This window comes from Aliiroseovarius crassostreae (genome assembly GCF_001307765.1).
Taxonomy (GTDB): domain Bacteria; phylum Pseudomonadota; class Alphaproteobacteria; order Rhodobacterales; family Rhodobacteraceae; genus Aliiroseovarius; species Aliiroseovarius crassostreae.
The window spans coordinates 118,625-144,277 of the sequence record NZ_LKBA01000023.1 but is presented as its reverse complement, the minus strand read 5'-3'; the positions used below and the strand labels follow the sequence as shown (position 1 = coordinate 144,277).

At 58.3% G+C, this 25,653-nt stretch carries 22 protein-coding genes and 2 pseudogenes; 6 read left to right on the top strand and 18 right to left on the bottom strand.

Annotated elements, in window-relative coordinates; genetic code table 11:
- Positions 1-2: 2 nt before the first annotated feature.
- The 3 genes from AKJ29_RS16430 (at position 3) to AKJ29_RS16420 (ending at position 2,270) form a co-directional block, all read left to right on the top strand.
- Positions 3-503, top strand: a complete 501-nt coding sequence (locus AKJ29_RS16430; protein WP_055192707.1) for a peptidylprolyl isomerase — start codon at positions 3-5, stop codon at positions 501-503.
- Positions 496-1,134, top strand: coding sequence for a peptidylprolyl isomerase (locus AKJ29_RS16425; protein ID WP_082392652.1), 639 nt, complete (start codon positions 496-498; stop codon positions 1,132-1,134). Before AKJ29_RS16430 ends, AKJ29_RS16425 begins: the two co-directional genes overlap by 8 nt.
- Before the next feature lie 113 nt (positions 1,135-1,247).
- On the top strand, positions 1,248-2,270 hold the full coding sequence (locus tag AKJ29_RS16420) for a DUF3179 domain-containing protein (protein ID WP_082392650.1): 1,023 nt from the start codon (positions 1,248-1,250) through the stop codon (positions 2,268-2,270).
- Between the two features lie 175 nt (positions 2,271-2,445).
- Here the strand turns inward: AKJ29_RS16420 and AKJ29_RS19045 are convergent.
- The 10 genes and pseudogenes from AKJ29_RS19045 to tyrS form a co-directional block, all read right to left on the bottom strand.
- Positions 2,446-3,613 (bottom strand): annotated as a pseudogene (locus AKJ29_RS19045) (IS5 family transposase).
- A 79-nt stretch (positions 3,614-3,692) separates the two neighbouring features.
- Positions 3,693-4,861, bottom strand: a pseudogene (locus AKJ29_RS16410) (IS3 family transposase).
- A 30-nt stretch (positions 4,862-4,891) separates the two neighbouring features.
- The gene (locus AKJ29_RS19530) at positions 4,892-5,206 is read right to left on the bottom strand and encodes a hypothetical protein (RefSeq protein ID WP_139231457.1); all 315 of its coding nucleotides are present in this window, start codon (positions 5,204-5,206) and stop codon (positions 4,892-4,894) included.
- A gap of 24 nt (positions 5,207-5,230) precedes the next feature.
- Complete coding sequence (locus tag AKJ29_RS16400; protein ID WP_055192616.1) at positions 5,231-5,599, bottom strand: hypothetical protein; 369 nt, start codon at positions 5,597-5,599, stop codon at positions 5,231-5,233.
- Between the two features lie 45 nt (positions 5,600-5,644).
- Complete coding sequence (locus AKJ29_RS16395) at positions 5,645-6,970, bottom strand: relaxase/mobilization nuclease domain-containing protein (RefSeq protein ID WP_235477637.1); 1,326 nt, start codon at positions 6,968-6,970, stop codon at positions 5,645-5,647.
- Complete coding sequence (gene mobC / locus AKJ29_RS16390) at positions 6,925-7,206, bottom strand: plasmid mobilization relaxosome protein MobC (RefSeq protein ID WP_055192614.1); 282 nt, start codon at positions 7,204-7,206, stop codon at positions 6,925-6,927. The genes AKJ29_RS16395 and mobC overlap by 46 nt, the downstream gene beginning before the upstream one ends.
- 584 nt (positions 7,207-7,790) lie before the next feature.
- On the bottom strand, positions 7,791-9,302 hold the full coding sequence (gene trpE, locus AKJ29_RS16385) for an anthranilate synthase component I (protein ID WP_055192613.1): 1,512 nt from the start codon (positions 9,300-9,302) through the stop codon (positions 7,791-7,793).
- 27 nt (positions 9,303-9,329) lie between these two features.
- A complete protein-coding gene (locus tag AKJ29_RS16380) occupies positions 9,330-11,171 on the bottom strand; it encodes a SurA N-terminal domain-containing protein (protein ID WP_161805470.1) in 1,842 nt (613 codons plus the stop codon).
- Between the two features lie 72 nt (positions 11,172-11,243).
- Positions 11,244-12,425: an aminotransferase gene (locus AKJ29_RS16375; protein ID WP_055192611.1), complete on the bottom strand. Its 1,182-nt coding sequence runs from the start codon at positions 12,423-12,425 to the stop codon at positions 11,244-11,246.
- A 131-nt stretch (positions 12,426-12,556) separates the two neighbouring features.
- The gene (gene tyrS, locus AKJ29_RS16370) at positions 12,557-13,813 is read right to left on the bottom strand and encodes a tyrosine--tRNA ligase (RefSeq protein WP_055192610.1); all 1,257 of its coding nucleotides are present in this window, start codon (positions 13,811-13,813) and stop codon (positions 12,557-12,559) included.
- 66 nt (positions 13,814-13,879) lie between these two features.
- Between tyrS and AKJ29_RS16365 the strand changes: the two genes are divergently transcribed.
- Complete coding sequence (locus tag AKJ29_RS16365; protein ID WP_055192609.1) at positions 13,880-15,028, top strand: anhydro-N-acetylmuramic acid kinase; 1,149 nt, start codon at positions 13,880-13,882, stop codon at positions 15,026-15,028.
- Between the two features lie 88 nt (positions 15,029-15,116).
- Here AKJ29_RS16365 and AKJ29_RS16360 read toward each other — a convergent pair whose 3' ends face one another.
- Together AKJ29_RS16360 and AKJ29_RS16355 are read right to left on the bottom strand one after the other, a co-directional pair.
- The gene (locus tag AKJ29_RS16360; RefSeq protein WP_055192608.1) at positions 15,117-15,458 is read right to left on the bottom strand and encodes a DUF427 domain-containing protein; all 342 of its coding nucleotides are present in this window, start codon (positions 15,456-15,458) and stop codon (positions 15,117-15,119) included.
- Positions 15,459-15,537: 79 nt separating this feature from the next.
- On the bottom strand, positions 15,538-17,331 hold the full coding sequence (locus AKJ29_RS16355) for an aminopeptidase P family protein (RefSeq protein WP_055192607.1): 1,794 nt from the start codon (positions 17,329-17,331) through the stop codon (positions 15,538-15,540).
- Between the two features lie 156 nt (positions 17,332-17,487).
- Between AKJ29_RS16355 and AKJ29_RS16350 the strand changes: the two genes are divergently transcribed.
- Positions 17,488-18,681 carry an amidohydrolase gene (locus AKJ29_RS16350; protein ID WP_055192606.1) on the top strand — a complete coding sequence of 398 codons (1,194 nt, stop codon included), beginning with the start codon at positions 17,488-17,490 and terminating at the stop codon, positions 18,679-18,681.
- Here AKJ29_RS16350 and cobT read toward each other — a convergent pair.
- From cobT to AKJ29_RS16330, 4 genes are all read right to left on the bottom strand, one after another.
- Positions 18,678-20,549: a cobaltochelatase subunit CobT gene (cobT, locus tag AKJ29_RS16345; RefSeq protein ID WP_055192605.1), complete on the bottom strand. Its 1,872-nt coding sequence runs from the start codon at positions 20,547-20,549 to the stop codon at positions 18,678-18,680. The two genes, AKJ29_RS16350 and cobT, sit on opposite strands and share 4 nt — an antisense overlap.
- 87 nt (positions 20,550-20,636) lie before the next feature.
- On the bottom strand, positions 20,637-21,092 hold the full coding sequence (locus tag AKJ29_RS16340; protein WP_082392648.1) for a thermonuclease family protein: 456 nt from the start codon (positions 21,090-21,092) through the stop codon (positions 20,637-20,639).
- 112 nt (positions 21,093-21,204) lie between these two features.
- Positions 21,205-22,176, bottom strand: a complete 972-nt coding sequence (gene cobS / locus AKJ29_RS16335) for a cobaltochelatase subunit CobS (RefSeq protein ID WP_055192603.1) — start codon at positions 22,174-22,176, stop codon at positions 21,205-21,207.
- Between the two features lie 268 nt (positions 22,177-22,444).
- On the bottom strand, positions 22,445-23,077 hold the full coding sequence (locus tag AKJ29_RS16330; RefSeq protein ID WP_055192602.1) for a J domain-containing protein: 633 nt from the start codon (positions 23,075-23,077) through the stop codon (positions 22,445-22,447).
- 74 nt (positions 23,078-23,151) lie between these two features.
- On the opposite strand from AKJ29_RS16330, the gene AKJ29_RS16325 reads away from it, so the two are divergent.
- The gene (locus AKJ29_RS16325; RefSeq protein ID WP_055192601.1) at positions 23,152-23,409 is read left to right on the top strand and encodes a BolA family protein; all 258 of its coding nucleotides are present in this window, start codon (positions 23,152-23,154) and stop codon (positions 23,407-23,409) included.
- A 3-nt stretch (positions 23,410-23,412) separates the two neighbouring features.
- On the opposite strand, the gene AKJ29_RS16320 is transcribed toward AKJ29_RS16325, so the two are convergent.
- On the bottom strand, positions 23,413-23,787 hold the full coding sequence (locus AKJ29_RS16320) for a hypothetical protein (RefSeq protein ID WP_074963776.1): 375 nt from the start codon (positions 23,785-23,787) through the stop codon (positions 23,413-23,415).
- A gap of 113 nt (positions 23,788-23,900) precedes the next feature.
- Positions 23,901-25,616: a U32 family peptidase C-terminal domain-containing protein gene (locus AKJ29_RS16315; RefSeq protein WP_082392647.1), complete on the bottom strand. Its 1,716-nt coding sequence runs from the start codon at positions 25,614-25,616 to the stop codon at positions 23,901-23,903.
- Positions 25,617-25,653: the final 37 nt, after the last annotated feature.

Below are 25,653 nucleotides of genomic sequence, written 5' to 3'. Positions count from 1 at the left end.
AGATGGCCGAATATAAAGATCCTGAAAACACGATCCTGATGGAGCTGAAAAACGGCACGGTTGTGATTGAGCTGCTGCCGGATGTGGCCCCGAAACATGCTGAGCGCATGAAAGAGCTGGCCCGTCGTGGCGAGTATGACGGCGTGGTGTTCCACCGTGTGATCGACGGATTCATGGCCCAGACTGGCGATGTGGCCAACGGCAAAGACCCGATGAGCCTGCGTCGTGCGGGGACCGGTGGGTCGGATCTGCCGGATCTGCCGGCAGAGTTTTCGAAACTGCCGCATGATCGTGGCACCCTTGGCGCTGCGCGCTCGCAGAACCCAAATTCGGCCAACTCGCAATTCTTCATCAATTTCAACGACAACCATTTCCTGAATGGCCAATATACCGTTTACGGTCGTGTGACCTCGGGCATGGAGCATGTGGATGCAATCACCCGCGGTGAGCCGCCTGCAGAGCCGGATGTGATGGTGTCGGTCAAGGTGGCCGCAGATGTCTGATTATAGCACCAAGGACAAGCGCGGGTTCTGGACGGTATTTCTGGCTGGCGTTCTGGTGATCGTCGGCTATGCCGCCTATACTCTGTGGCCTCAAAGCTTCGAACCCAATGCCGCCATTGCCGAAAGTGATTTTCCGAAGATCGAAATCACCGTGGCCGGTGAGGCCAACGGTCAGATCGAAGTCACCCTGCGCCCGGATCTCGCCCCGCAGCATGTGGAGCGCATCCTGACGCTGTCGCGTGAGGGGCAATATGACAATGTGGTGTTTCACCGTGTGATCGAGGGGTTCATGGCCCAGACCGGTGACGTGAAATACGGCAAAAAAGATGGCGACAAGATGGATTACGCCGGCATGGGGGGATCGGATTACCCGGATCTTCCGTCCGAGTTCTCCTCGGAAAGTTTTGCCGCCGGTGTTGTTGGCATGGCGCGGTCGCAAAACCCGAACTCTGCCAACTCGCAGTTCTTCATCATGTTCAAGCCGGGTCCGTTCCTTGATGGCCAATACACCATCGTCGGCGCGGTTACCAATGGCTTTGACGTGGTCGAGGCCATCAAGAAAGGCGCAGGCCCCAACGGTCAGATCCTGGGCGATCCGGACGTGATGACCTCGGTGAAAGTGGTCGAGTAACGCCTCTATCGCTTGCGAACACATGCCCTCAAACCCGCGTGAGCGGGTCTAGGCGGGGCCTCCTCTCTCTGTCACCATCTGTTGACCAGATGCCACGGGAAGAGGAGGCCCCGATGCGTTTACCCGTCCAGCTTATATCCCAGACCCAAATACAGTTTCACGGACGTCTGGCACTGACCATCCTGACCGTGATCCTCGGGCTTTGGGCGCAATGCCTGCGGGCAGATCCTGCGTTCTGGAAACACGAATTTCCGCAAACCGACTTTACCCGAACCAGTGTTGAGAACTGGACCGAAATCCTGTCTGGTGGTCCGGGCCGGGACGGGATCCCTGCCTTGTCTGATCCCCGATTTCTTTCCGTGCAGGACGAAACCCGTCTCGGCGCACGTGAACCCGTGATTGCCGTGGAACTCGACGGCGCGCCGGCACGCGCCTATCCGTTGCGCTACCTGACCTGGCATGAAGTCGTGAATGATGAGGTCGCCGGTCGCCCCATCGCCGTCACCTTCTGCCCGCTCTGCAATTCCGCCATGGTGTTTGACCGGCGCGTTAAGGGGCAGGTGCTCAGCTTCGGCGTGACCGGAAAGCTCAGAAATTCGGACATGGTGATGTATGACCGTGAAACCGAAAGCTGGTGGCAGCAGGCGCTTGGCACCGGAATTGTCGGCGTTCATACCGATACGCAACTTGAACAGCTTCCCTCCTGGATGGAAAGCTGGGCTGAATTTGCCGGTCGCAACCCGGATGGGAAAGTGATGGACCAACCACAGGCGCGCCGTGCCTATGGTCGGAACCCCTATGTGGGATATGACAGCCGCACACGCCCCTATCCCTTTTTTACAGGAGAGCTTCCCCCAAACAATGTGCCCGCCCTCGCGCGGGTGGTGCGGGTCGGAGATCGCGCTTGGCCCGTTTCACGCCTTGCCAAATCTGGTGAGATTAACGAAGCCGGGATCACGATCAGCTGGGGGGGCGGTCAGGCTTCGGCGCTGGATGACGGGCGGATTGCAAATGGGCGCGACGTTGGCACCATTCGAGTGCGCGACGCCCAGGGCCGTGACCTTCCCCATGATGTGCTCTTTGCCTTCGCTTTCCATTCATTCTGGCCTGAAGGGACATGGATGCTCGGCTTTTAACCCTATGAAATTGCAGAAAAGAAGAAGCGGCCTGGACCTGTCGCGCTTTCGTGCCGCCCCAAGTGCTCGTTTAACAGGGTTTTGAAAAAGTCCGCTGTGAGGAACGGTTTCCCCCAACACGGATTCTGGGTGGGGCTGGATCATGGGCAAGCAGTCTTGGTGGCGCCTTTCCTCGTCAGGCAGCCAGCAGTTTCGGAAGCCTTGCCAGATTGCATGCTGCCATTGTCAACGTAAAGCGGGCGCGCACCCGCTCGATGCCGCGATACATGGTCTGAGCCATCCCACCGACGGTCTTGGCCCAGCCGAAAGGCTCCTCGATCTTCTTCCAGCGTCGCTGGGATTTGGCGTAACTGGGGTGTCGGGTAGTCCGGCCATCGATGGCTGAATGTCGGGATTTCTGCGCGACGTGGGCAGTGACAACCATCTGGCGCAACTCAGCGACGAAGTCGGCGCTGTCATAGCCGCGATCCGCAGCCAGGGTCAGACGCCGCGTCGATCCAGGCGAGTGGCGGTGTAGCATAGCGATGGCAGCACGCGGCCCGGCGTGTCCGTCCGCTTACGTGAGGTCGGCCTGCACGATCAGGCCGGAGCGGTTCTCCATCAGCCTATGGCCTATGAAGCACAGCATGGCCCCGGCGCCGGGCGCCTTCTTGAACAGCCGGGCCTCGGGATCAGTCATCGACGCGTGGGTCGCGTTCGGGCGTCGTTCCCCAGGGAAGTCGACTTCGGCGTTGCGGTTGCGGCGTGTGGGGCGGGGCATCGGTTCGGGCTCGGCCGTGGAGTGGTCAGGGGAGGCTGGTGGCGGTATATGGCCGTCTGGCGGATCGCCGGGACCCTCGTCCGCGTCGGACGCAGCCCTTTCCTTCGGCTGGAAACTTTTCATCGAAGCCCAGGCTTTCACCAATGTGCCGTCCACCGAGAAATGGTCATCGGACAGCAGCGGTGCCACCTCGCGATGCGCCAGAATGGCGGCCATGATCTTGCGCGACATGTCCGTCGTCAGCAGCCGGTCGCGGTTCTTCGTGAAGACGGTCGGGACCCGGATGACATCGTCGATCTCGAGGCCCACGAACCAGCGAAACAGAAGGTTGTAGTCCATCTGCTCCATGAGTTGCCGCTCGGATCGAGTAGAGGATCTGCAGCAGGTTGGCGCGGATCAAACGTTCCGGCGCAATGGAAGGCCGACCCTCTCCGGCGTAGAGCCGGTCGAACCCGGCATCCAGTGAACGCAGCGCAGCGTTGACGACGGATCGGATCTTGCGAAGCGGATGTCGCACTGGAATGCGCTCCTCGAGATCGACGTAGCTGAACAGCGATCCCGTCACCTTGTCCGATCCACGCATCCCCACCTCCGTCCATGTCGTGGTTGCGATGAATCATGTTCCGCGATTGGCGTCGAGGCCGGAGTTTTTCAGCAGCCTGTTAAGCCACCTTCCGTTCGAATGCCACGGGGCTTTTCCAGCCCAGTGCTGAGTGACGGCGGCGCGGATTATAGAACCCGTTGATGTATTCAAAGATCGCCATCTCAGCCTGCCGTCGTGTTTCCCATGACCGTCGCCAGATCAGTTCGGCCTTGCTGGTTTTGAAGAACGTCTCGACAGCGGCATTGTCATAGCAATTACCTTTTCCGCTCATCGATACTTTGACCCCCTGCTGGCGCAGGATTTTCTGATAATCATGCGAGCAATATTGCGACCCACGATCCGTGTGATGGATGCAGCCTTTCGGCGGCGACCGGAGGGCTGTGGCCATCTTCAACGCCCGGATCGCCAAATCGCGCTTCATGCGATTGCTGACTGCCCAGCCGATCACACGCCGGGAATGCAGATCGAGAATGACGGCCAGATACAGCCATCCCTCACGCGTCCCGACATAGCTGATATCGCCCGCCCATTTTTGGTTGGGCTGGTCAGCAGTAAAGTTGCGATCCAACAGGTTCGGCGCAATGTTGAACGTGTGAGTGCTGTCGGTTGTCACCTTGTGTTTGCGGGTTCTCACAACGGATATGCCGTTCTGACGCATCAAGCGGCCTACACGGCGGTGCCCGACGTTCAGGCCAATCTCTTTCAGCTCTTCCGTCATGCGCGCTCTGCCATAGCTGCCCAAACTGAGACGCGACTGCTCTTTGATATGTGCCAGCGTCACCAGATCGGACCGCTGCCTGCGGCTGGCGGGACGACCGCGGAAGGCCCGCAGACCACGTGAACTGACATCCATGACCTCGCAAAGACGGTTGGTCGGGAAATCGCGGTATGCTCTTCCCCTCTCGGGATCATGCTGCGCATGACCCTGCCGGGCAGTGGATGAACCTAAACCTCATGGCTTTTGGCCCGCGAAGAACTGCGTTGCTTTTTTAAGATCTCCCTCTCCTCCTTGAGGATGCGGTTCTCGCGTCGCTGCCGGTCATTCTCTTGCGCGAGGCTCAAATCCTCTTTCGACACCACATCCGTGTCTCGGTGTGCCGTCACCCACTTGTTCAGCGTCGACATGCCAACACCCAGATCGTGAGCCACCTGTTTACGCGTAAGCCCACTCGTCAGCGCGATACGCACCGCATCAGCCCGGAATTCGTCCGTCCGTTTCAGTCCCATAGTCGGCCTCCTTTGTTGCAGTAAATGCTATCAAAGGAGCGGCATCAAACCGCGACAGGTCCAGTAGCCATCTTTCTCCGACTGCTTGTCCACATCCTCATCACCTGTTTTGACCGCAACAGGACGAGTATCTTCTGGTTCTGGAACTTCTTCGGATTTAGCTTGTTCGTTGATTTTTACATCAACAACCATGCGAACAACCTTAGTATTTGGCCCCAATCCTAAATTAGGCACGGAGAGGTTGCTTACTGTCCCCTTAGGAGCATTTCCATTGCTTACTGAATTTTCTGGATTATATTCGGGACCATTACTACACGCTGATTTACCATCTTCTTTATCAGACATAAATTATGCTTCCCTTGATATGCCCTAGTCAGACATGGGAACCAATCCGTCTAGAAGCTCTGCAATTTCATTCTTAGTGGCGGCTCTGCACCATGGGGGACGAGACAGGCCTTTGCTTTCACGCTTTATGTAGTTGTAATAAAAGGCATTTCGATAGGCCTCGTTTCTAGACTCATCATGTGGAATAGCAATGGTTTCACATTTTTGGAAAAAACCTTTCAGATTGCCACCAAGTTCAACCTCCATCCAATCCAAGTATGCCCATGAAATGCGGGGCATTACTATATTGATTGGTTCGCCAAAAAGCCCCTCAATTTGCCTGCCGATTTCTTCATTTGGATCTTCGTCGAAATAATCCCACCATGTTTCTTGCTTCATCCCAATATCATACATGAAAACGCCTCAGCATTCACGGTTTTTCCTCGCTGGCACATAATGTTATAGTTCCAACTCGTGCGTACGCATTCTGCTTCTTTGTCGCCCATTGCTCGCTTTATGTGGGATTTCTTGATCTCGTGATCGAAGGACACTCATAACATCACGGGCAAGTACCGAACGCTCCTTCTTTTGTTGTTCTCTCAGTTTCTGGAATTCACGCTGCAACGCACGGCGTTCTTTCATCTGTTCCATGACCATAAAATCACGTTGTTTCTGATCGCGGTTTGCAGCCTTGCGAGCATCCAGTTCATTTTGCTGGCGGATGGTTTTATGGGTTCCTGTCAGACGGTCGAACAAACCGCGCAGACCTTTGTTCAAACGATCCGAGCGGAGCTTGGTTTCCTGTGACCAGCGTTTTTCTTGCCCGTCTTTAAGTTTCTGACGTTCATCACGGTGTGCCATGTTCATATCCCGCAGCTTGTCGCGCAGCGGATCAAGATCACGGTTCTGGCGGTCTTTGATATCGCGGATGTAACCGCGCATTTGCTCTGTGACTTTGGATCGAATGGTGGAGCGGGTTTCATCGACGGATGGTAAATTCTCTGGCGAACCCAGTTTTGCCTTCACATCTTTGGTCTTGAGGCCAGTCCACTTGGCAATCGAATGGACATTGCCATCGACATCCAGTGCAACAAATCCGCGCCGATCACCACGCGCAAGAAAATAGCCACGATCTTCGAGGGCATTCTTGAAACCGATTTGGCTATCGCAGCGTTCCCACGCTTGCTGGAACGCCTGCTTAATCTCGCGAGGATCAAGTCCTTGGCGTTTGGCCTGCTGCCATTCTTCGAGGGTGAAGTTCAAAGGCGATTTGTTGCCGTAAGTCGCCAGCCCATCGGGCAGCACCCAACCATGATCCAGATACAGATCACGCGATAAATTCCGCAGTTTGTTTTTGAAATGCGGCAGGTTGATTGCCTTCATTTCATCGACATCAATACGCGACCAGACCACATGCGCGTGGCGACGACCTTCTTTCTCGTGCATAACAATCGCACGGGGCTGATCTGTCAGTCCCAGTTGTTGTTCTGCGCGATCTGCTGCCTCAAGAAAATCCTGTTCGGTGGCAATGTGGTCGGTTGGTGGGTTCAGACTGAGGGAAAACATGAATTGCTTACATTGTGTGGCCTTAGAAATTGCGTGCATCTCGGAGAGCGCACCATTAAGTTGATCAGAAGAAAATCCACGCAACCCTAAGCACGACACATGATCATTGTCACGATCATTCATCAGATGATCGGCCAAGGCCTTTGCTCCAGAGCGCTGAGAACCTTTGAGGATCATAACGACACCCCCAAGGCTTTCATCAATGTCGCGCGCATCCATGCCACTTCGGCCACGGCACGTTTGAGGTCTTCTTCCAGTTCTGGATCGACGATCAACGTGCCTTGGTTCAGGTGCTTTGCAATCTGGTTGAGGTTGTTGGCCTGCCGTGTTTGTCCGAGGCGCGCCAAAACCTCAGCCAATAGCTGTTGCTCCGCAACAGGTGGTTTGCGCCGCTTGCGATATTTGGGAGCTTCAGCGGCAAAAACCACAGACTTGATATAGGACGCTAGCGGCATCGCCCCAGCCTGAGATTCAAGCTGAGATCGTTCGTCAGGTGTTAGCCGCAATGAAAACGGCGCGAGGCGTGCAGGCTTGGATGTGTCTCGCGAGGTCATGGGCGTGGCCCTCGCAGGATATTCCGATCATCTTTGAGGACTTCATCCCAACGCTCAAGCTCTTGAAAAACCTCTTCTAAATCAGGCGGCTCGATGCTTTCAGAAGAGTTTGTCCTAACTCTTTCTGACCGCACCAATTCATGCCCCGGTATTTGCCGGGGCCTTTTTTCTTGTCGAAAGTTGGAGCATGTAATGCGGACTAAAGCGTTTCGACTTATTATTGAGACACAATAATGAGGCGAAACGCCCGAAACCTACTGATGTTGCGGGCGTTTCGAAATCAACTTGTGTCTCAAGTTAATCTCGAAACGCTTTAAATCCAACAAGTTGCAGTTGGTGTCTCACCACCAACACAATTGGTAAGAGGCTGCAGATACCTGCGCCGCCTTTTTCTTGCCTGAAATACCTCGGGGTGAGCCTCGAAGAGGCGAGGGGCAGAGCCCCTCAGCCGGGGCTGACGCGTTTCGGGTTAAATGCGAAACGCTTTAGTTTCCCCGTGAACGGCTGAACATCCCGGCATGCTCCGCAGCCGCCCGAATGGCTTTCGACTTGTTCACGGTTTCCTGATATTCCGCCTCCGGATCGCTGTCGTAAACAACCCCACCACCGGCCTGAATATAAAGCTTCCCATCTTTTACAATCGCCGTGCGCAGCGCGATACACATGTCCATGTCGCCACCCGCGCTGAAATAGCCAAGGCCGCCGCCATAGATGCCGCGCTTCTCCGGCTCCAGCTCGTCGATGATCTCCATCGCCCGCACTTTCGGTGCGCCCGACACGGTGCCTGCAGGCATACCCGCGAAATAGGCGTCCAATGCGTCCTTGTCTTCGTGCAGATCTCCCACCACGTTCGAGACAATATGCATAACGTGGCTGTAGCGTTCGATGATGAACTCTTCGGTCGGACGGACGGTGCCGATTTTTGCCACGCGGCCCACATCATTGCGCCCGAGATCCAGAAGCATCAGATGCTCCGCCAATTCCTTCTGATCCGCGAGCAGGTCAAGCTCCAGCGCCTTGTCTTCCTCAGGCGTCTTCCCGCGCGGACGGGTTCCCGCGATCGGGCGGATTGTCACCTCCCCGTCAAACACGCGCACAAGGATCTCCGGGCTGGCACCGACCACCTGGAAACCGCCGAAATTGAAGTAGAACATGAAAGGTGACGGGTTGGTCCGGCGCAGCGAGCGGTAAAGTGCAAACGGGGGCAGGGGGAAATCCTGTACCCATCGCTGACTGGGCACCACCTGAAAGATGTCACCGGCCCTGATATACTCCTTGGCGCGCTCCACGGCCGCCAGATAATCGTCCTTGGCAAAGTTTGATGTGAGCGGGCCTAGATCTGCGAGATCCCCAAGGTCGAGGCTTTCGCCAATCGCGGCGCGCTCCAGATCCCGCAGCGCGTCCATGACGCGTTCCGCCGCTTGTGCATAGGCCGCCTTGGCGCTGAGGCCGGAAGACACAAAGGCGGGGGCAACCAGGGTCACCTCACCTTTCACCCCATCCAGAACCGCAACCACAGACGGGCGCATCATCACCGCATCGGGCAAGCCAAGGGGGTCGGGGTTCTGATCGGGCAGATGTTCCACCAACCGGATCATGTCATAGCCGAGATAGCCAAACAACCCCGCGCTGGCGGCCGGAAGATCTGCGGGCAGGTCAATCCGGCTTTCCGCCAGAACAGCGCGGAAAGCGTCCAGCGGGTTGCCCGGCATTGGCTCGTAACTGTCCCCGTCAAACCGTGCCTGACGGTTGATTTCCGACTGCTCCCCGCGCGCGCGCCAGATCAGGTCGGGTTTCATGCCCACCATCGAATAGCGCCCACGGACCTCGCCGCCGGTGACCGATTCCAGCATGAAACTGTCCCGGCGCGCTTCGGTCAGCTTCATCATCAGGCTGACCGGTGTGTCCAGATCCGCCGCAAGCCGGGTATAGACCACCTGATTTTTCCCGGCATTCCAACCGGCTTCAAACGCGTCGAATGACGGGGTAAGGGCCATGGGGGTTCCTCTCGATTGGGGGCGGGGTTACGGGAACTGGGCGTGGATGGCGTTGATCACGGCCCGATCAAGCGTCACCCCTGCCTGAGTTTCGAGAATACGGGCAAAGGCATTTTCGATGTCAATGCCCAGCTCCTGACCGGTCTGCTCGGCAAATTGCGCTTTCATCGCAACGGCCTCATCGCTGGTCTGATCGGCGGCATGGACGGCATCCAGACGCACCAGAACCACGTCCTCAACACCCGGAAGAACACGCCATTCATCGGCCTTCATGGTGAAGACTTCGTTGATGAACCCGGCTGGTGCGCCGTTGATAAAGGCGTCGCGCCCCTGTTCCGTTTCCACCACCTCAGTCAGACCAAGCGAGGACAGGCTTTCGCCCCCCTCCAGCGCCGGGATCATGCTTTCGGCCTGTGCGGCCAGCAACTCAAGGCGCTTTTGCAGGCCCCAGCCCACCAGAATTTGATCTGCCACTTCGTCCTGCGTTTGCAGGCGTGGGGCGTCGACCTTGTTGACGCGCAGCGCAAAAACGCCGCCATCGGCCATCAGCGTGATTTCGGGGAAATCTCCCTCCTGTGCAGCAATAGCTGCCTCGCGGAAGCTTTCATAGGCGGCAATGCCGTCGCTGTTCTCTGTGGTCCAGTCGATTGTGTCGAGACGCATTTTATGGCTGCCGGCAATCTCTTCCAGGGTGGCGCCACCTGCCAGAAGATCGTCCAGATCGGTAATCAGGTCGTTTACCTGCCGACGGGCCGCGTCAGAGGCCAGCTCGCCCTGAAGCTGTTCGCGGGCCTGCTCGAAACTGGTCTCCTGCGCGGCAAGAACAGCGTTCATGCGGAAAATTGCCGGGCCCAGGTCGCTTTCAACCGGACCGGCAACGCCGGGGGCCGTCATGGCAAAGATCGTGTCCCCTGCCATGCCCAGCTCGTCTTGTGATAGGTCCCCCAGATCGACATCGCTCAAGGTCAGTTCACGTTCGGTGACAATGTCTTCAAAACTCTTATCGCCTGCGGTGATCGCGTCCATGGCGGCCTGGGCATCTGCCGTGCTGGAGAAGACAAGGCGTTCGACCATGCGGCGCTCGGGCACCATGAACTCGTCGATCCGCTCCTGATAAAGGGCCTCAAGGTCTTCGTCGTTCACCTCGATCCCGGTGATCAGGTCTTCCGGGTTGAGCCAGGCAAAGGTGATGTTCTTTGTCTCGGGCAGGGTGAATTCAGCCGAACGGGCGTCGTAATAGGCGGTCAGTTCCTGCGCACTGGCGGCGGGCAGGGGCGTGGTCAGGGCCGACATGGGCAGGCTGGCCCAGGTAAAGCTGCGCGTTTCATAAGCATAGCCGTAAAGGGCATCCACATAGGAGGACGAGGCCGCGGCACCATTGGTGACAGCCGCCTGAAGGATCTGGCGGGCAACTTCGGCCCGCAAGGACGCTTCGAACTCCGCTGCGGTCAGGCCGGACTGCTCCAAGGCAAAATTATAGGCTTCGCGGTCGAATTGTCCGTTGGCCCCCTGAAAGGCCGAGATTTCCACAATCCGCTTGCGCAGCTGGTCGTCGCCAACCGAAATACCCAGACGAGCGGTTTCGTTTTCCAGTGCCGTGGTCGCCAGAAGGCGGCCAAGAACCTGACGGTCGAGGCCAAAGGCCTGGGCCTGTGCCAGCGGGATCTGCTGCCCGGTCTGGGCCTGGAGCGCGCGCAGTTCATTGTTTAGTTCACGCGCATACCGCTGGGCGTCGATATCGGTGTCCCCCACGGTGCCAATCGACCGGCCACCGCCGCCGAAATTGGTGGATCCAAAGCCTACAAGCCCAACCATCACGAGGCCCATGAGGCCCCAACCGAAGGTGCGCGAGATCTTACTGGTTGCCATGCTTTGCATCCTTTTTCATTCAGCTCTAAGCGGTTTTAGGTCACGCGGTCCGGATTGCCAAGCGGTGATGCGTCAGGGATGAAAATCCGTGAGCCGATCGAGAAATACGCCGATCCCGTCACGGTCGATATTGGCAAAAGCCACCCGCAGCTGGCGCGCCCCGTCCGCATCGCCTGCGGGCGTAAACATGGTGCCGGGAAGGGACAGGATGGCGCTTTGATCAACCAGCTTGGGGGCAAGCTGATCCGAGGGCAGGTCGAACGGGTGCTTCAGATAGGCGAAATATGCGCCACATCCCATCAGGCTCCAGCCCTTTTGTGCCAGCGGGGCAAACCCCTCTCGCATTGCCTGGGCGCGGCTCAGGATCTCCCGCCGTTCGCCGTCGAGCCAATCCCGAAGGTTGCGCATCCCCCAAAGGGCCGCGTGCTGGCCCAGCTGAGCGGGGCAGATTGTCAGGGTGTCGAGGAATTTTTCCACCTGGGCAAGGCGTGCAGGGCTGGTGATCAGTGCGCCCACGCGATGGCCGGTCAGCCGGTAGGCTTTCGAGAAACTGTAAAGCTGGATCACTGTGTCGCTCCAATCCGGGTCCGCAAACAGGTCATGTGGCGCGCCGTCCTTGGAATGAAAATCCCGATAAGTTTCGTCAATGATCAGCGCAATCCCGGCGTCGCGGGCAAGGTCACGAAAGGCGGCAATCAGGGTGGGGGGATATTCGACCCCGGCCGGATTGTTCGGGGTGACCAGCACAATGGCCCGCGTCTTTTGGGTGATCAGGGCGCGGGCTGTGTCCGGGTCGGGCAGCAGATCTTCGCCGGTTTTCAGCGCAACAGCGTCGATCCCGTTCATGTCCAGCCACATTTTATGGTTGAAATACCAGGGTGTTGGCAGGATGACTTCGTCCCCTGGGCCGGCAAGTGTGCTGATGGCGGCGCAAAAGGCCTGATTGCACCCGGAGGTGATGGCCACGTTTTCTGCGTCGATCGTGCCTCCATAGGCCTGGGAAAACTGAAACGCCACCTCTTTGCGCAATGCAGGCAGGCCCAGAACCGGGCCGTAAAGATGAGCGTCGGGCAGGGTCAAAGCAGTGTCGGCAATTGCCTGACGCAATCCCTCTGGCGGGGGATCGACCGGGGCGGCCTGGCTGACATTGATCAGGGGCAGGTCTTGGGAAAAGCTCTTGCCCGCGACCCAGCGACGCGCCTCCATCACCGGGGGAGGAGAGGTTGCGAATAGGTTAGGATTGAATGGCTGCATCGGATCCTCCTGCGGCTGCGCAGTGGACGGTAGCAAGCAGGGGAAGGAAGGGCAATCTGCAGATTGCGTATTGGCAGGCCGGGGGCTTTGCCCCCGGACCCCCAAGGTATTTTCAGCAAGAAAAAGGGTGTTTAACCCGCCAAGGTGACGAGCGCGTGCCGCTTTTTGCCTGCGGAGAGTTTCATTGGTTCCGCCAGATCCGCGGCGCTGATCATCAGGCCTGCGTTTTCCAACGGCGCGTCATTTACCTTGGCCCCGTTTTCGGCGATCAGGCGTTTGGCCTCCTTGCCGGATTTCACCAGGCCGGATTTCACAATGAGCTGCACGATGGAAATGCCATCGCCAATCTCATCCGCGGAGAGGGCGACGGTGGGCAGGTCATCCCCCACGCCGCCTTTTTCGAACACTTCGCGCGCAGTGGCTTCGGCGGCTTTAGCAGCCTCGGCGCCATGGGCGAGCGTGGTGACTTCATTGGCCAGCACGATCTTGGCGTCATTGATGGCCTGACCTTCCAGCGCGCCCAGGCGTTCACATTCTTCAAGCGGCAGTTCGGTGTAAAGCTTGAGGAAGCGACCCACATCCGCATCTGTGGTATTGCGCCAGAATTGCCAGAATTCGTAAGGTGACAGCATGTCCTCGTTAAGCCAGATCGCACCGTTTTGCGATTTGCCCATTTTCTTGCCGTCCGATGTGGTCAGAAGCGGCGAGGTCAGGCCAAAGATCTGGTTGTCGAGGATGCGGCGGGTCAGGTCGATCCCGTTGACGATATTGCCCCATTGATCCGAGCCGCCCATTTGCAGAGCGCAGCCGTAGCGGCGGTTCAGCTCAAGGAAATCATAGGCTTGCAGGATCATGTAGTTAAATTCGAGGAAAGACAGGCTCTGTTCCCGATCAATCCGCGACTTTACACTTTCAAACGCCAGCATCCGGTTGACCGAGAAATGCCGTCCGATATCGCGCAGGAAATCGAGGTAGTTCAGCTCGTCCAGCCATTCGGCATTGTTCAGCATCAGCGCCTTGTTGTCGCCGTCAGTGTCATAGTCGATATATTTGGCAAAGACCTTCTTGATCCCGGCGATATTCTCGTCGATCTGCTCAGGCCCAAGCAAAGGGCGTTCGTCCGCGCGGAACGATGGGTCCCCCACCTTGGTGGTGCCACCGCCCATCAGCGTGATCGGCTTATGCCCGGTCTTTTGCAACCAGCGCAGCATCATGATCTGAATGAGCGACCCCACATGCAGCGATTTTGCCGTGGCATCAAAGCCGATATAGGCCGGCACGACACCTTTGACCAAAGCTTCGTCCAGTGCCTGATAATCGGTGCAATCGGCCACGAAGCCGCGCTCGATCATCACACGCATGAAGTCGGATTTTGGGTGGTAGGTCATCGTTTTTCGGTCCATGTTTGTCGTTGAACCCTCCGTATAGACGGGGGCGGGCAAAAGGGGAAGAGCATGTTGAAGACACGGACAAAAGGTCCGGGCGGGGGACAGGCGATCTGGGCGCTTGGCTGCATGTCGGGGACCTCTCTGGACGGGGTGGATGGTGCGCTTGTGCTGACCGATGGCGAACGGGTTGAAGAGTTTGGACCATCGGTTTTTCTTCCTTTTGATGATGCTGAGCAGGCGCAACTGCGCACGGTTCTTGGTGCATGGCCAGGCGAAGAAGGTGTGGCTGAGGCGGCAGAACTGGTGGAAACGTCACATGCGATTTTGGTGTCGAAGTTGTCCTCTCATCATGTTGATATTATTGGTTTTCATGGGCAAACTCTTGCGCATGATCCGCGCGGGAAGGGAACGCATCAGGTGGGGGATGGCCAGGTTTTGGCAGAGATTTCCGGCAAGCCCGTGGTCTGGGATTTTCGGTCTGCTGATGTGCTGTTGGGGGGGGAAGGCGCCCCGCTTGCGCCCTTTTACCACCACGCATTGGCACGCCATATCAAGGCAGACATGCCGTTGGTCTTTCTCAACCTTGGAGGGGTTGGAAATGTCACCTGGGTGGATCCGAATGTCGCGGATCCCGCTGCAACTGGCGCCTGCCTCGCCTTTGACACGGGGCCAGCCAATGCACCGATCAATGATGTGATGCGCGCGCGTCGGGGCCAGAGCTTTGATGCCGGGGGGGCATTGGCCCAGTCTGGCGATGTGCAGGAAGAGATTGTCGCCCGGTTCCTGCAGCACCCCTATTTTCTACGCATTCCGCCAAAATCTCTTGACCGGGATGCGTTTTCTTCGCTGAAGGATCAGGTGGAGATGCTTTGCGATGCGGATGCAGTGGCGACCTTGTCGGCCTGTGTTGCTGCGGCCGTCGCCCGCGGGCTTGAGCACTGCCCCTCGACACCGTCCCGCATTCTGGTCACGGGCGGTGGGCGGCACAACGCGGCCATCATGCAAGAGCTGCGGGCGCGCTGCGAGGCGGATGTCCTGCCGGTTGAAGAGGCAGGTCTGGACGGAGATATGTTGGAGGCCCAAGCCTTTGCCTATCTTGCGGTCCGTGTGGCGCGTGGTCTGCCCTCGTCCTGCCCCACGACAACAGGTGTTGAAGCCGCTGTTGGGGGGGGCGTCCTGTCCTATCCGGAAGGGGACGGGGATCTAGATCACTGATCTTGCATAAAAATGGGCCCAAACAGGGCCCATTTCCGGTTTGCTGTAGGCGTTGCCCCCGTATCAGGCCCCGTATCAGGCCGCCGTATCAGGTCCGTGCCACTGTCGCCTTATCGCCGTAAAAGGCGAGATGATCTTTCAGCGTAGCCAATTCCTCGATCGGAGAGCCATAACTCCAACCGGCATCTTCGATCACCTTGGATTTGGTGTTGATCGAATAGTGTTTTGCTTCGCCACGATAGGGGCAGGTTGTCACGGTCTGGCTTTCGTCCAGAAAGGCCATGGCGATGTCCGCACGAGGGAAGTAGATGACCGGTTGGCTCTGACCTTCGATAACTTCAAGGGCATTCAGGCTTTCGCCCAGCACAGCGCCCCCGGCGCGCACGGTCCATTTGCCCTCGGCCTTACGGATCTTGATGTTGTCAGTCATGTTGTCCCCAATTCTTCCGGCCAAAGGGCCGATCTCGATTTGGCCCTGACTTTACCAGATTATAGAAGAGTGTCGCGTGTCAAATCGGCGCGGTTGCGTCCTGTAGCCACTGATACGCGACGTCACTGAGGCGCGGTGAGAGCTTTTCGCGGCACCGGGCATGGTAGGTGTTGAGCCATGCACGCTCTTCCCCCGACAGCATTTCCCCCACCACGAGCCCGGTGTCAATCGGCACATAGGTGAGGGTCTCCAGCCCGTAAAGGGCGCGCTCTTTGTCCCCATCGGGCGGGCAGACAGCCTCTTCGACCACCACCAGGTTCTCTATGCGAATGCCAAAAGCGCCATCGCGGTAATAGCCGGGTTCGTTTGATAGGATCATGCCGGGTTCCAAAGGCACTTCCGAGATGTTTGAAAACCGTTGCGGCCCTTCATGGACCGACAGGAAGGCGCCAACACCATGGCCGGTGCCATGATTGAAATCCTGATGCGCCGCCCAGAGCGGATAGCGCGCAATCGGGTCAAGGTCGCGGCCGGTTCTGCCGTGGGGAAAACGGGTGCGGGACAGCGCGATCATGCCTTGTAATACACGGGTGAAACAGCGTTTTTCCTCGTCACCGACTTCGCCGACAGCCAGCGTGCGGGTGATGTCGGTGGTGCCATCGCGATACTGCCCGCCGCTGTCCAGAACCACCAGATCCCCGCTTTGCAGGCGGCGATTGCTGTCATGTGTAACGCGGTAATGCATGATGGCACCATTGGGGCCAGCGCCTGAGATGGTTTCGAATGAGATGTCCTCGAGCTTCCCGGTCTCGCGGCGTTTTTCCTCAAGCTTTTCGACCAGATCAATTTCGGACAGGTTGGTTTTGTCCATATTGTCAAACCAGGCAAGAAATTCGACCACGGCCGCGGCGTCGCGCTGATGGGCCTTGCGGGCACCGGCCAGTTCGGTGGGGTTTTTGCGTGCCTTGGGCAGGACAACGGGGTCGTCGTTCCATTCAAAGGCAATGCCTGCTTTTTCCAGATGTTGGGTGACAGCATAGGGGGCAGAGCTCTTGTCGACGCCAACCGGGCCATCCAGCGCCTTCAGGGCGGCAACAAACGCGTGTTTGGGACGCACCGAAATCCCCTCAAGCCGCGCAATCCCCTCGCGCTCCTCTTCGGTAAACAGCGTCACCTGCGCGTCATCGCCAATGATCGCAAAACCCTGCACAACCGGGATATGCTCAATATCCGTGCCGCGGATGTTCAAAAGCCACGCGATGCTGTCAAGCAGGGTCAGCACCTGCGCCTTCAATCCGCGCGCCAGCAGTTCGTCGGCAATTTCGGCGCATTTGTCTGCGCTGTTCTGACCTGTAAACTCAAGCGGGTGTGCGGTGATCGGAGCGGCTGGTGGGGCCGGGCGGTCCGTCCAGATCTGATCCACCAGATTGTCCACCGCCACAAGGCTTAGCCCCGCAGCGGCGGTATCCTTGCGCAACCGTTCGATTTCGCCGCGGCTGTGCAGCCACGGATCAAACCCGATTTTCTGTCCGGGCTGGGCCTTTTGTGACATCCACGGACCGGGCTGCGTCTCGGGCCAGTCGACAGGGGTGAAATGCCCCAGATCCACCTGGCTTTTCACCTGGTTGCGATAGCGCCCATCCACAAACACACCCGCGCTCTCTTGCAGCGCGATGCAGAACCCCGCCGACCCGGTAAATCCCGTCAGCCAGGCCAGACGCCGGTCACATTCCGCAACATATTCGCCCTGATGGGCATCCGCGCGGGGAATGATGAACCCGTCCAGACCTTTCAGTGCCATGGCGCGGCGCAGACGGTCTAGGCGGGCGGGGCCCTTGGTGGGATCGGCGGTGGTGTCAAAGCTTTGATACATGTGGGATCTCTGGCGGGAATCTTTGGTCTGAAGTGGGACTGGTTTGCGCGCATACTGCCCCTGCGGTCCCGGGAGGGAAAGTGGAATATTCGGTTGACAGGTCCGCGCGCAGGCCACAGCAGTTGAACATTACGACGCAGCTTGGTGGGAAGATGAATGTATCGAATGCCTGATGAGGACCTGGTGGAACTGACCCGCTGGCGACGTGAGATGCATCGCTGGCCGGAACTCTCGGGGCAGGAGCGTGAAACCGCCCGGCGGGTGGTTGAGGTGCTGACGCCGCTTGGCCCTGATCACATTGAAACCGGGCTCGGGGGGCATGGTGTGGCTGCGGTGTTTCGCGGTGCGGGCAAGATCCGGCACCGGGTGATGCTGCGCTGTGAACTGGATGGATTGCCGATTGAGGAATGCTCAGACGCGCCGTATCGTTCGCAATACCCCGGAAAAGGGCATTTATGTGGTCATGACGGGCATATGGCCATCCTGATCGGCGTGGCCCGCACACTGGCACACAGGCGTTTTGAGGGGCTGGATGTGATCTTGTTGTTCCAGCCCGCAGAAGAAACCGGAGCGGGGGCAAAGGCGGTGCTTGCGGATGGGCGGCTTCAGCGCCTGGCCCCGGATATTGCGCTGTCTTTGCACAATGTGCCGGGGCGTGTTTTGGGCGAGATTGGCCTGAAGGCCGGGCCGGTCAATTGTGCCTCGCGCGGAATGCGCGTGGCCTTCAATGGCTGCACGGCACATGCCTCGCAACCCGAAACCGGGCGCTCACCGGGACTGGCCATGGCAGAGGTGATCTTCGGTTTTGCCGCGATGGCGGTCGGCGCACCCTCTGAACCCGACTTCCGGATGGCGACCGTGACCCATGCCAGTCTGGGGGAGAAAACCTTTGGAATCGCCCCCGGTGCCGGGGAGGTCTGGGTGACGTTGCGCACATTGACCAATGAGGCGATGGACGCGTTGGTTGGCGATGCAGAAGCCCTTGTGAGCGACGTGGCGAAAGCGCAGGGGCTTTCGGTGAACTGGTCTTATCAGGATGTATTTGCAGGCTGTGAAAATGATCCTGTTCTGACCGGGCAGGTGAAAGGCGCGGTGGAAAGCGCGGGATTTGCGGTTTCCGATGGTGGGTTGCCGATGCGTTGGTCCGAGGATTTTGGCGTATACAGCGAAATTGCCCAAACGGTCATGCTGTTTGTGGGCAGTGGTGTGGACACGCCTGCGTTGCACAACCCGGATTACGACTTTCCAGACGCGCTGATCCGCATTGGAACCGAAGCTTTCCTTGCCAGTCTGAACGCTCTTGGGTCGACGACCCCGGGGCCGACGGTATCGGGGGAAGGTGAGGGTTAGCTCGCCTTCCGGATCCCCATCACCCGCGCCCGCGCCCGGGGGTCACTGTCAAACAGCGCGGCAAGCTGTTCGGTCATTGCGCCTGCCAGCTGTTCGGCATCGGTGATGGTGACCGCACGGTCGTAATACCGGGTCACGTCATGGCCGATGCCAATCGCCAGAAGCTCAACCCGCGCCTGCCTTTCCACCATTGCAATCACGTCACGCAGGTGTTTTTCCAAGTAATTCGCAGGGTTGACGGACAGGGTTGAATCATCGACCGGCGCCCCATCAGAGATCACCATCAGGATCTTCCGCGCCTCTGGGCGGGCTACGATCCGGCGATGGGCCCATTCCAGCGCCTCGCCATCGATGTTTTCCTTAAGCAACCCTTCCTTCATCATCAGGCCCAGATTGTCCCGGGTCCGGCGCATTGGCGCATCCGCCTGTTTATAGATGATATGGCGCAGATCATTCAGCCGCCCCGGTTGCCCCGGGCGCCCATCAGCGAGCCATTTTTCGCGTGCCTGACCACCTTTCCAGGCGCGGGTGGTAAAGCCCAGCACCTCAACCTTCACCCCGCAGCGTTCCAGCGTGCGGCTCAGCACGTCGGCGCAGATCGCAGCAATCGAAATCGGTCGGCCCCGCATCGAGCCGGAGTTGTCCAGAAGCAGCGTCACCACCGTGTCGCGAAACTCGGTATCTTTTTCCTGCTTGAAACTGAGCGGCGTGGTCGGGTTTGCAACAACCCGCGCAAGGCGCCCCGCGTCCAGAATGCCTTCTTCCAGATCAAACAACCAGGACCGGTTCTGTTGCGCCTGCAGGCGGCGTTGCAGCTTGTTGGCCAGTCGGCTTACGGCCCCTTTCAAAGGTTCCAGCTGCTGATCGAGATAGGCTCGCAGCCGTTCCAGCTCCGCCGGTTCAGCAAGCTCCTCAGCCAGGATTTCCTCGTCATGCTCGTTCAGATAGACCTCGTAATTGGGGTCTGCGTCAGAGGCCGGGGCCGGGGCGGGTGGCTCGATCGGCGCCTCCCCTTCGGGCATCTCGGCATCATCGCCCATCTCATCTTCGGACATGTCGTCAATGGTAACCTGGGCCTCGGTCTGGTCCATGGTCTCATCTTGCGACTGCTCAGGCTGGGCGTCCTGCTCCTCGGAACTGTCCTCCCCCTGTTCCTGCTCTTGGTCCTCTTGTTGTTCCTGATCCAGTTCGGCGTCCTCGTCGGACTGATCGTCCTGATCCGGATCATCGCCAAGCTGATCGCCATAACCCAGATCTTCGATCACCTGTCTGGCAAAACGCGCAAAGCCCTGCTGGTCCGACAGGGTATCCTGAAGATCGTTCAGATGGTCGCCCGCCTGTCCTTCGATAAAGCCACGCCACAGCTCCATCACATTTGCCGCGGCAGGGGGCAGATCGCGTCCGGTGGCCAGGTGGCGCACGAGATAACCCGCGGCATCCGCGAGCGGGGCCTGCGCAGCCTCGGTGATCTGGTCATAGCCGAGACGTGCCGCATCTGACTGAATTTTTACGTCGATATTGCCCGCCGTGCCCGGCATGTCGCGCGCGCCCATCGCCTCGCATCGGGCGGTTTCCATCGCCTCGTAAAGGTCGCGCGCCATTTGGCCGGCTGGGGCGTAACGCAGGTGCATCGCGGGGTCGTGATAGCGATGTTTCATCGCAAACGCATCCGCCGTGCCCCGGGCCAACAACACCTCTTCACGGGTCATCCGGCGCGTCACCTGCGGCAGGCGCACCGCGTCATTCGTGGCCCCGGGTGGGTCCACTGAATAGGTCACGGACAGATCGCCATCATCGGCCAGCGTCTTGGTCGCTTCGGCCAGCGCCTTTTTGAACGGATCAGCGGGGTTGTCGTTGGGCTTTTTCATATCGTCAAATTAGGGCGTCGCCCGCGCTTTGGAAAGCCGTATTCCGACATTTTGCGATGGATTTGTGAGGCCAGTTCCGGCGGAGTATCAGCCCAGAGGCGCCTGCTTGCGCCCCGCCAGTCGGTCACACCAGTTGATCCGTTTTTCGCCGTGATAGGGCACCGCGAGCCCGGCTTCGATCATGATCTCAGCCACGTCGCGCCCGTCAATATAAAGCCGTGTCAGCAGGCGACGGTATTTATCCGGGCGACCTGTGACGGGCAAAACCTCCTGCGCATTTTCGATCAGTTTTCGCAGATGACTGGTGGCAATTTTTCCCAGAGCCTTTTCGTCAGGGCAACGTGACCGAAAGGTCTCTGGCGTGTCAAACCCCAGCAGGCGCAGGTTCTGTTCCCGCCCATGGCAAATGGCTTTTACCGTGTCCCCATCCACCACGCGAATAATGTCGCACGAGGACGGAGGCGCCGAGGCTGCCGTCATTTTTTTCGGTTCTTCCTGACATGCTGACAGGAACAGAAAGGCCAACACCATGAGACTACGCATACCACCATCACCCGATTTTCACCCATGGCCAGTTTAGGTCCGGATTGCTGGGAAATTGTTAATGAGAAAAGAAAAAGCCCTGCAAAAACAGGGCTTTCAGCGTTAACTTGGGTTAACCAAGGCTCATGCTTGCCGCTGATTCAGGCAGTTCCTCGTCAAAACAGCGCTGATAAAACTCTGCCACGGTCTGACGCTCAAGCTCGTCACATTTGTTCAGGAACGAGAGGCGGAACGCATAGCCCACATCGCGGAAGATACGTGCATTTTCCGCCCAGTTCAGCACTGTGCGGGGGGACATGACGGTCGACAGATCGCCGTTCATGAACGCGGTGCGGGTCAGGTCCGCCACGGTGACCATCTGGCTCACGGTCTTGCGGCCGCTTTCGGTGTTCATCATCGCGTTTTTCGCCAGCACGATGTTGGTTTCCGCGTCATGCGAAAGGTAGTTCAGCGTGGCGACCAGCGACCAGCGGTCCATCTGCGCCTGGTTGATCTGTTGCACACCATGGTAAAGCCCGGTCGTGTCGCCCAGACCCACGGTGTTTGCGGTGGCAAACAGGCGGAAATTCGGGTTCGGAGTGATCACCTCGTTCTGGTCCAGCAGCGTCAGCTTGCCGTCATGTTCCAGCACGCGCTGGATGACGAACATCACGTCAGCCCGGCCTGCGTCATATTCGTCGAACACGATGGCGGTCGAGTTGCGCAGCGCCCAGGGCAAGATGCCTTCCTGGAACTCGGTCACCTGCATCCCGTCTTTCAGCTTGATCGCATCCTTGCCGATCAGGTCAATCCGCGAGATGTGACTGTCGAGGTTCACCCGCACACAGGGCCAGTTCAGCCGCGCCGCAACCTGTTCGATATGGGTCGATTTCCCGGTGCCGTGATAGCCCTGAACCATCACACGACGGTTGAAGGCAAACCCTGCGAGGATGGCGAGCGTGGTGTCCGGGTCGAACTTATAGGTCGGATCCAGCTCCGGCACGCGATCAGTCCGGTCTGCAAAGCCCTTCACCGTCATATCGGTGTCGATGCCAAAGACCTCGCGAACCGAGATATCTTCGGTGGGTTTTGCATTCACATCCATCTTCGCAATCCTTCCTGAACGGTTTTGGTCCGGTATTCCGGTGCCAGCCCCGGTGTGGTGCCCGATTATCTCGTTTCGTGCAAGGGGAGCGTGGCGTATTTTTCAGCCATTGATATTGCCAGAGGATAATCGCGTGTAGGGCCACCTGAATTCGGATGGTCTGACGGCGTGAGTTGACGGTGCAAAATTCTGCATTTGGCAATGGTGGTGGGAAAAAAGAACGCCCTGCAGAAAACATGCAGGGCGTTCGGGTGTCCTGAAAATGCGCTTATTTGAAGCTGCGGCTGTCCTTAATCTGGTCCCAGGCCCAGACCACTTCCTGCAGTTGCTCTTCCTGGCTGCGATCGCCGCCATTCATATCGGGGTGCAGCACCTTGATCAGTTTTTTGTAGGCCTTGCGCACCTCGGCCTTGGTCCAGTGATCCTTGGCTTCCAGAATCTCGATCGCGCGCCGTTCGGTCGGGGGCAGGCGCCGGGTCGAGCCGGTGACGGATTTGCCCGGGTTCTGCGTGGCGTTTTCCCCAAGCACCTGATGGGCGTCATCAATGCCCAGGCGGGCCCAGGCCCGCTGTTCCTCGGTCTGCTTGCCAAACGGTTTGGTTTCACGTTCCCAGACCCGGTCCTTGTCGGCCTGTTCGTTGATTTCTTCTTCGCTGGCGCCGTCAAAGAAGTTCCATTTCAGGTTATATTCGCGCACATGGTCTTTGCAGAACCATTTGAACTCGTCCAGATGATCCGGCGAGCGGGGCGCGCGGTATTTCCCGGCCTCTTTACAGGTTGGGTGTTCACATTCACGTGTAGAGGTTTCAAACGCCCCAGACATCCCACGCCTGCCGCGCGGGTTCTTCTTCTTGGCGGAAGAAACCGAAATATCGAAACCAAAAGGATCGTCGTTTGCCATTAGTTCACTCTTTTCGACTCGGACCAGAGAGTTTAGTGGATTTTGCAGATGTTTGAAGAGGGAAGCGTCCGAAAATGACCCGCCGAGACCAGATTTTTTCCAAGCTCGAAACAGCGTTTGAACCGCAACATCTTGAAGTGATTGATGAAAGCGAAATGCACCGGGGGCATGCAGGGTATCAGGACGGGGGCGAAAGCCATTTCCGTGTTGTGATCCATGCGCAGAAGCTCGCCGATCTTGGTCGCGTTGCCCGCCATCGAGCCGTGCACCAGGCCATTGGCGCAGACCTGATGGGGCAGATCCACGCGCTGGCGCTTGATATCAAGGCTTGAGGGTCAGGCGCTGTCCCCATCGCGCGACAGGGCAGGGGCATCTGCGGGCACCTCGTTGGCCTTGGCGGCTGAGGGTAGGGCCGGGGCGTTTGTCTCTTCCGCGGCGGCGGTGGCGGCCACCGTGGGGGAGGTATCCTTCACATCATCCCAGGCACGTTCGCGCCGAAACACCAGAAGGTTGCGGAAGGTTGAGGTCTTGCCCGTCAACCCCTTGCGCTCTTCTGCTGGCAAGGTCTCGGCACGCTGATAATCCCAGCCCGCTGCCGCCATTTCATTCAGCAAATCGGACATGGCCAGGGCAAACCGATCTTCGGATGTTTTGACACCTTTGGCTTTCTTGCCCCGTGAGGGCGCGGGGATGACGCGGTATTCGTACATGGAACCTGTCTCGCTGTGTTTGGGCTCGTGGGATGTAGCATTTTGGCGGGGTTCTGACCAGCCGCCAAACAGGCGACCAGTCATCATATGGCCAGTTTTTACCAGCATCTGCATCAGCGCAGAATCGGCACGTCGCTTTGGGGTATATCTGCAAATGTAAGATCCGCAGGGGCAAATGGGGCTGCGGCCAGACGGAGCTCGTTTGCCTCGGCCCGGGTCAATTGTTCCCCCTGTTTGCGTTTAAGCAAAACCTCGCGCGCCTTGGCGTATTGGTCGCCCTGCCAGAAGATCAGGCAGCCGTTACAGCCCTTGCCACAACAACCATCAGTGCCGACCCGGTTGGTCTTATAGCGCATCTCGCGCCCATCTTCGGCAATCGCCTCGGACAGCGCGTCACGGCGTTTTTCATAGGCTTTGGGGTTTTCTTTCCCCGTGATCTCAAGCCCTTGGGTGAGTTTGTCAAAGCGGATCCGTTTCCATTGCTCATCCGTCAGGGCCTTTTCCTTGCGCATCACGGTGAAGGCCGGGAACTGCGCCTTGAGGTGATCCAGGTCCTCATGATCAAACAGGGCAAAGGGCACACGGATGGTGGTTCTGGTGCCGCCTTGCACCACCTCTTTCACCTCACCCGTTTCGGCATCTTCAAAATCATACATCCGCAGTAAAACGGTTTCGCGCGCGATGGGAGAGATGAACTCCAGCACTTCCCCTGCCTCGAGCTTGTTTTTCACTTCGATCAGGAAAGCGTCCTCGGTGGCCTCTTTCACAACCCCGGCATATTCCCACTGCGCCAAGGACGCGGTGTGTTCGTAGTCATGTGAATAATTGGTCAGCCGGCCATTGTGGAAGGCGAGCGTATAGCCACGGTTGCCCACCGCCTCCAGCTCGCGCATATAGGGTTTCGGATCCCAGTTCTCAGGATCGGCGTAATAATCGTCGATGGCCATGCGATAGGCGCGGGCGACAATGGCACAGTAATATTCCGACTTGCCACGCCCTTCGACCTTCAGGCTGTCCACGCCGATTTTCAGGTATTCATCCAGCTTGGGCATGATGCACAGGTCGCGCGAATTGAGGATATAGGAGCCGCGCCCATCCTCCTCGATCGGCATGAATTCCCCGGGGCGCACGCCCTCTTCAAGTAGGAATTCAAACATATCGGCGTTGTCTTCAGTGATGTTCAGATCTTCGATCGTGCCATCCTTCAGGCGCATCCGCACGCCATAGTTCCAACGGCACGAGTTCGCACAGTTGCCTTGGTTCGCACCGCGTTCGGCCATGAAATTCGACAAAAGACAGCGGCCGGAATAGGTCATGCACATGGCGCCATGCACGAAGGCTTCGAGCTTCACATCCGGGCATTGTTCACGGATTTCAACCAGCTCCGGGTAAGACACTTCGCGCGCCAGAACCACAAGCTCTGCCCCCTGATCCTCCCAGAATTTCACCGACAGCCAGGAACACACATTGGCCTGGGTCGAGATATGCAGCGGCAGTTCAGGCGCGCGGGTGCGCACGTATTGAAACACGCCGGGATCCGCGATGATCAGCCCGTCGGGCTTCACCTTGCGCACCGTGTCGATGTACTCGTCCAGCTTCGGGATGTCCTTGTTGTGGCTGAACAGGTTCAGGGTCAGATAGGCGCGGCGCCCATGCTGGTGGCAGAACTCGACCCCTTCGATCACGTCTTCAAGTGAAAACTGCGACTTGGTGCGCAGCGACATGTCCGGCGTGCCCAGATAGACCGCGTCGGCGCCATAAAGCACCGCCATTTTCAGCTTTCGCAGATTGCCCGCAGGCATCAGGAGTTCAGAGCGTCGTTCAGTCATATCATCATCCGTATGTTCGCGCAGTCGGCTGATTGGA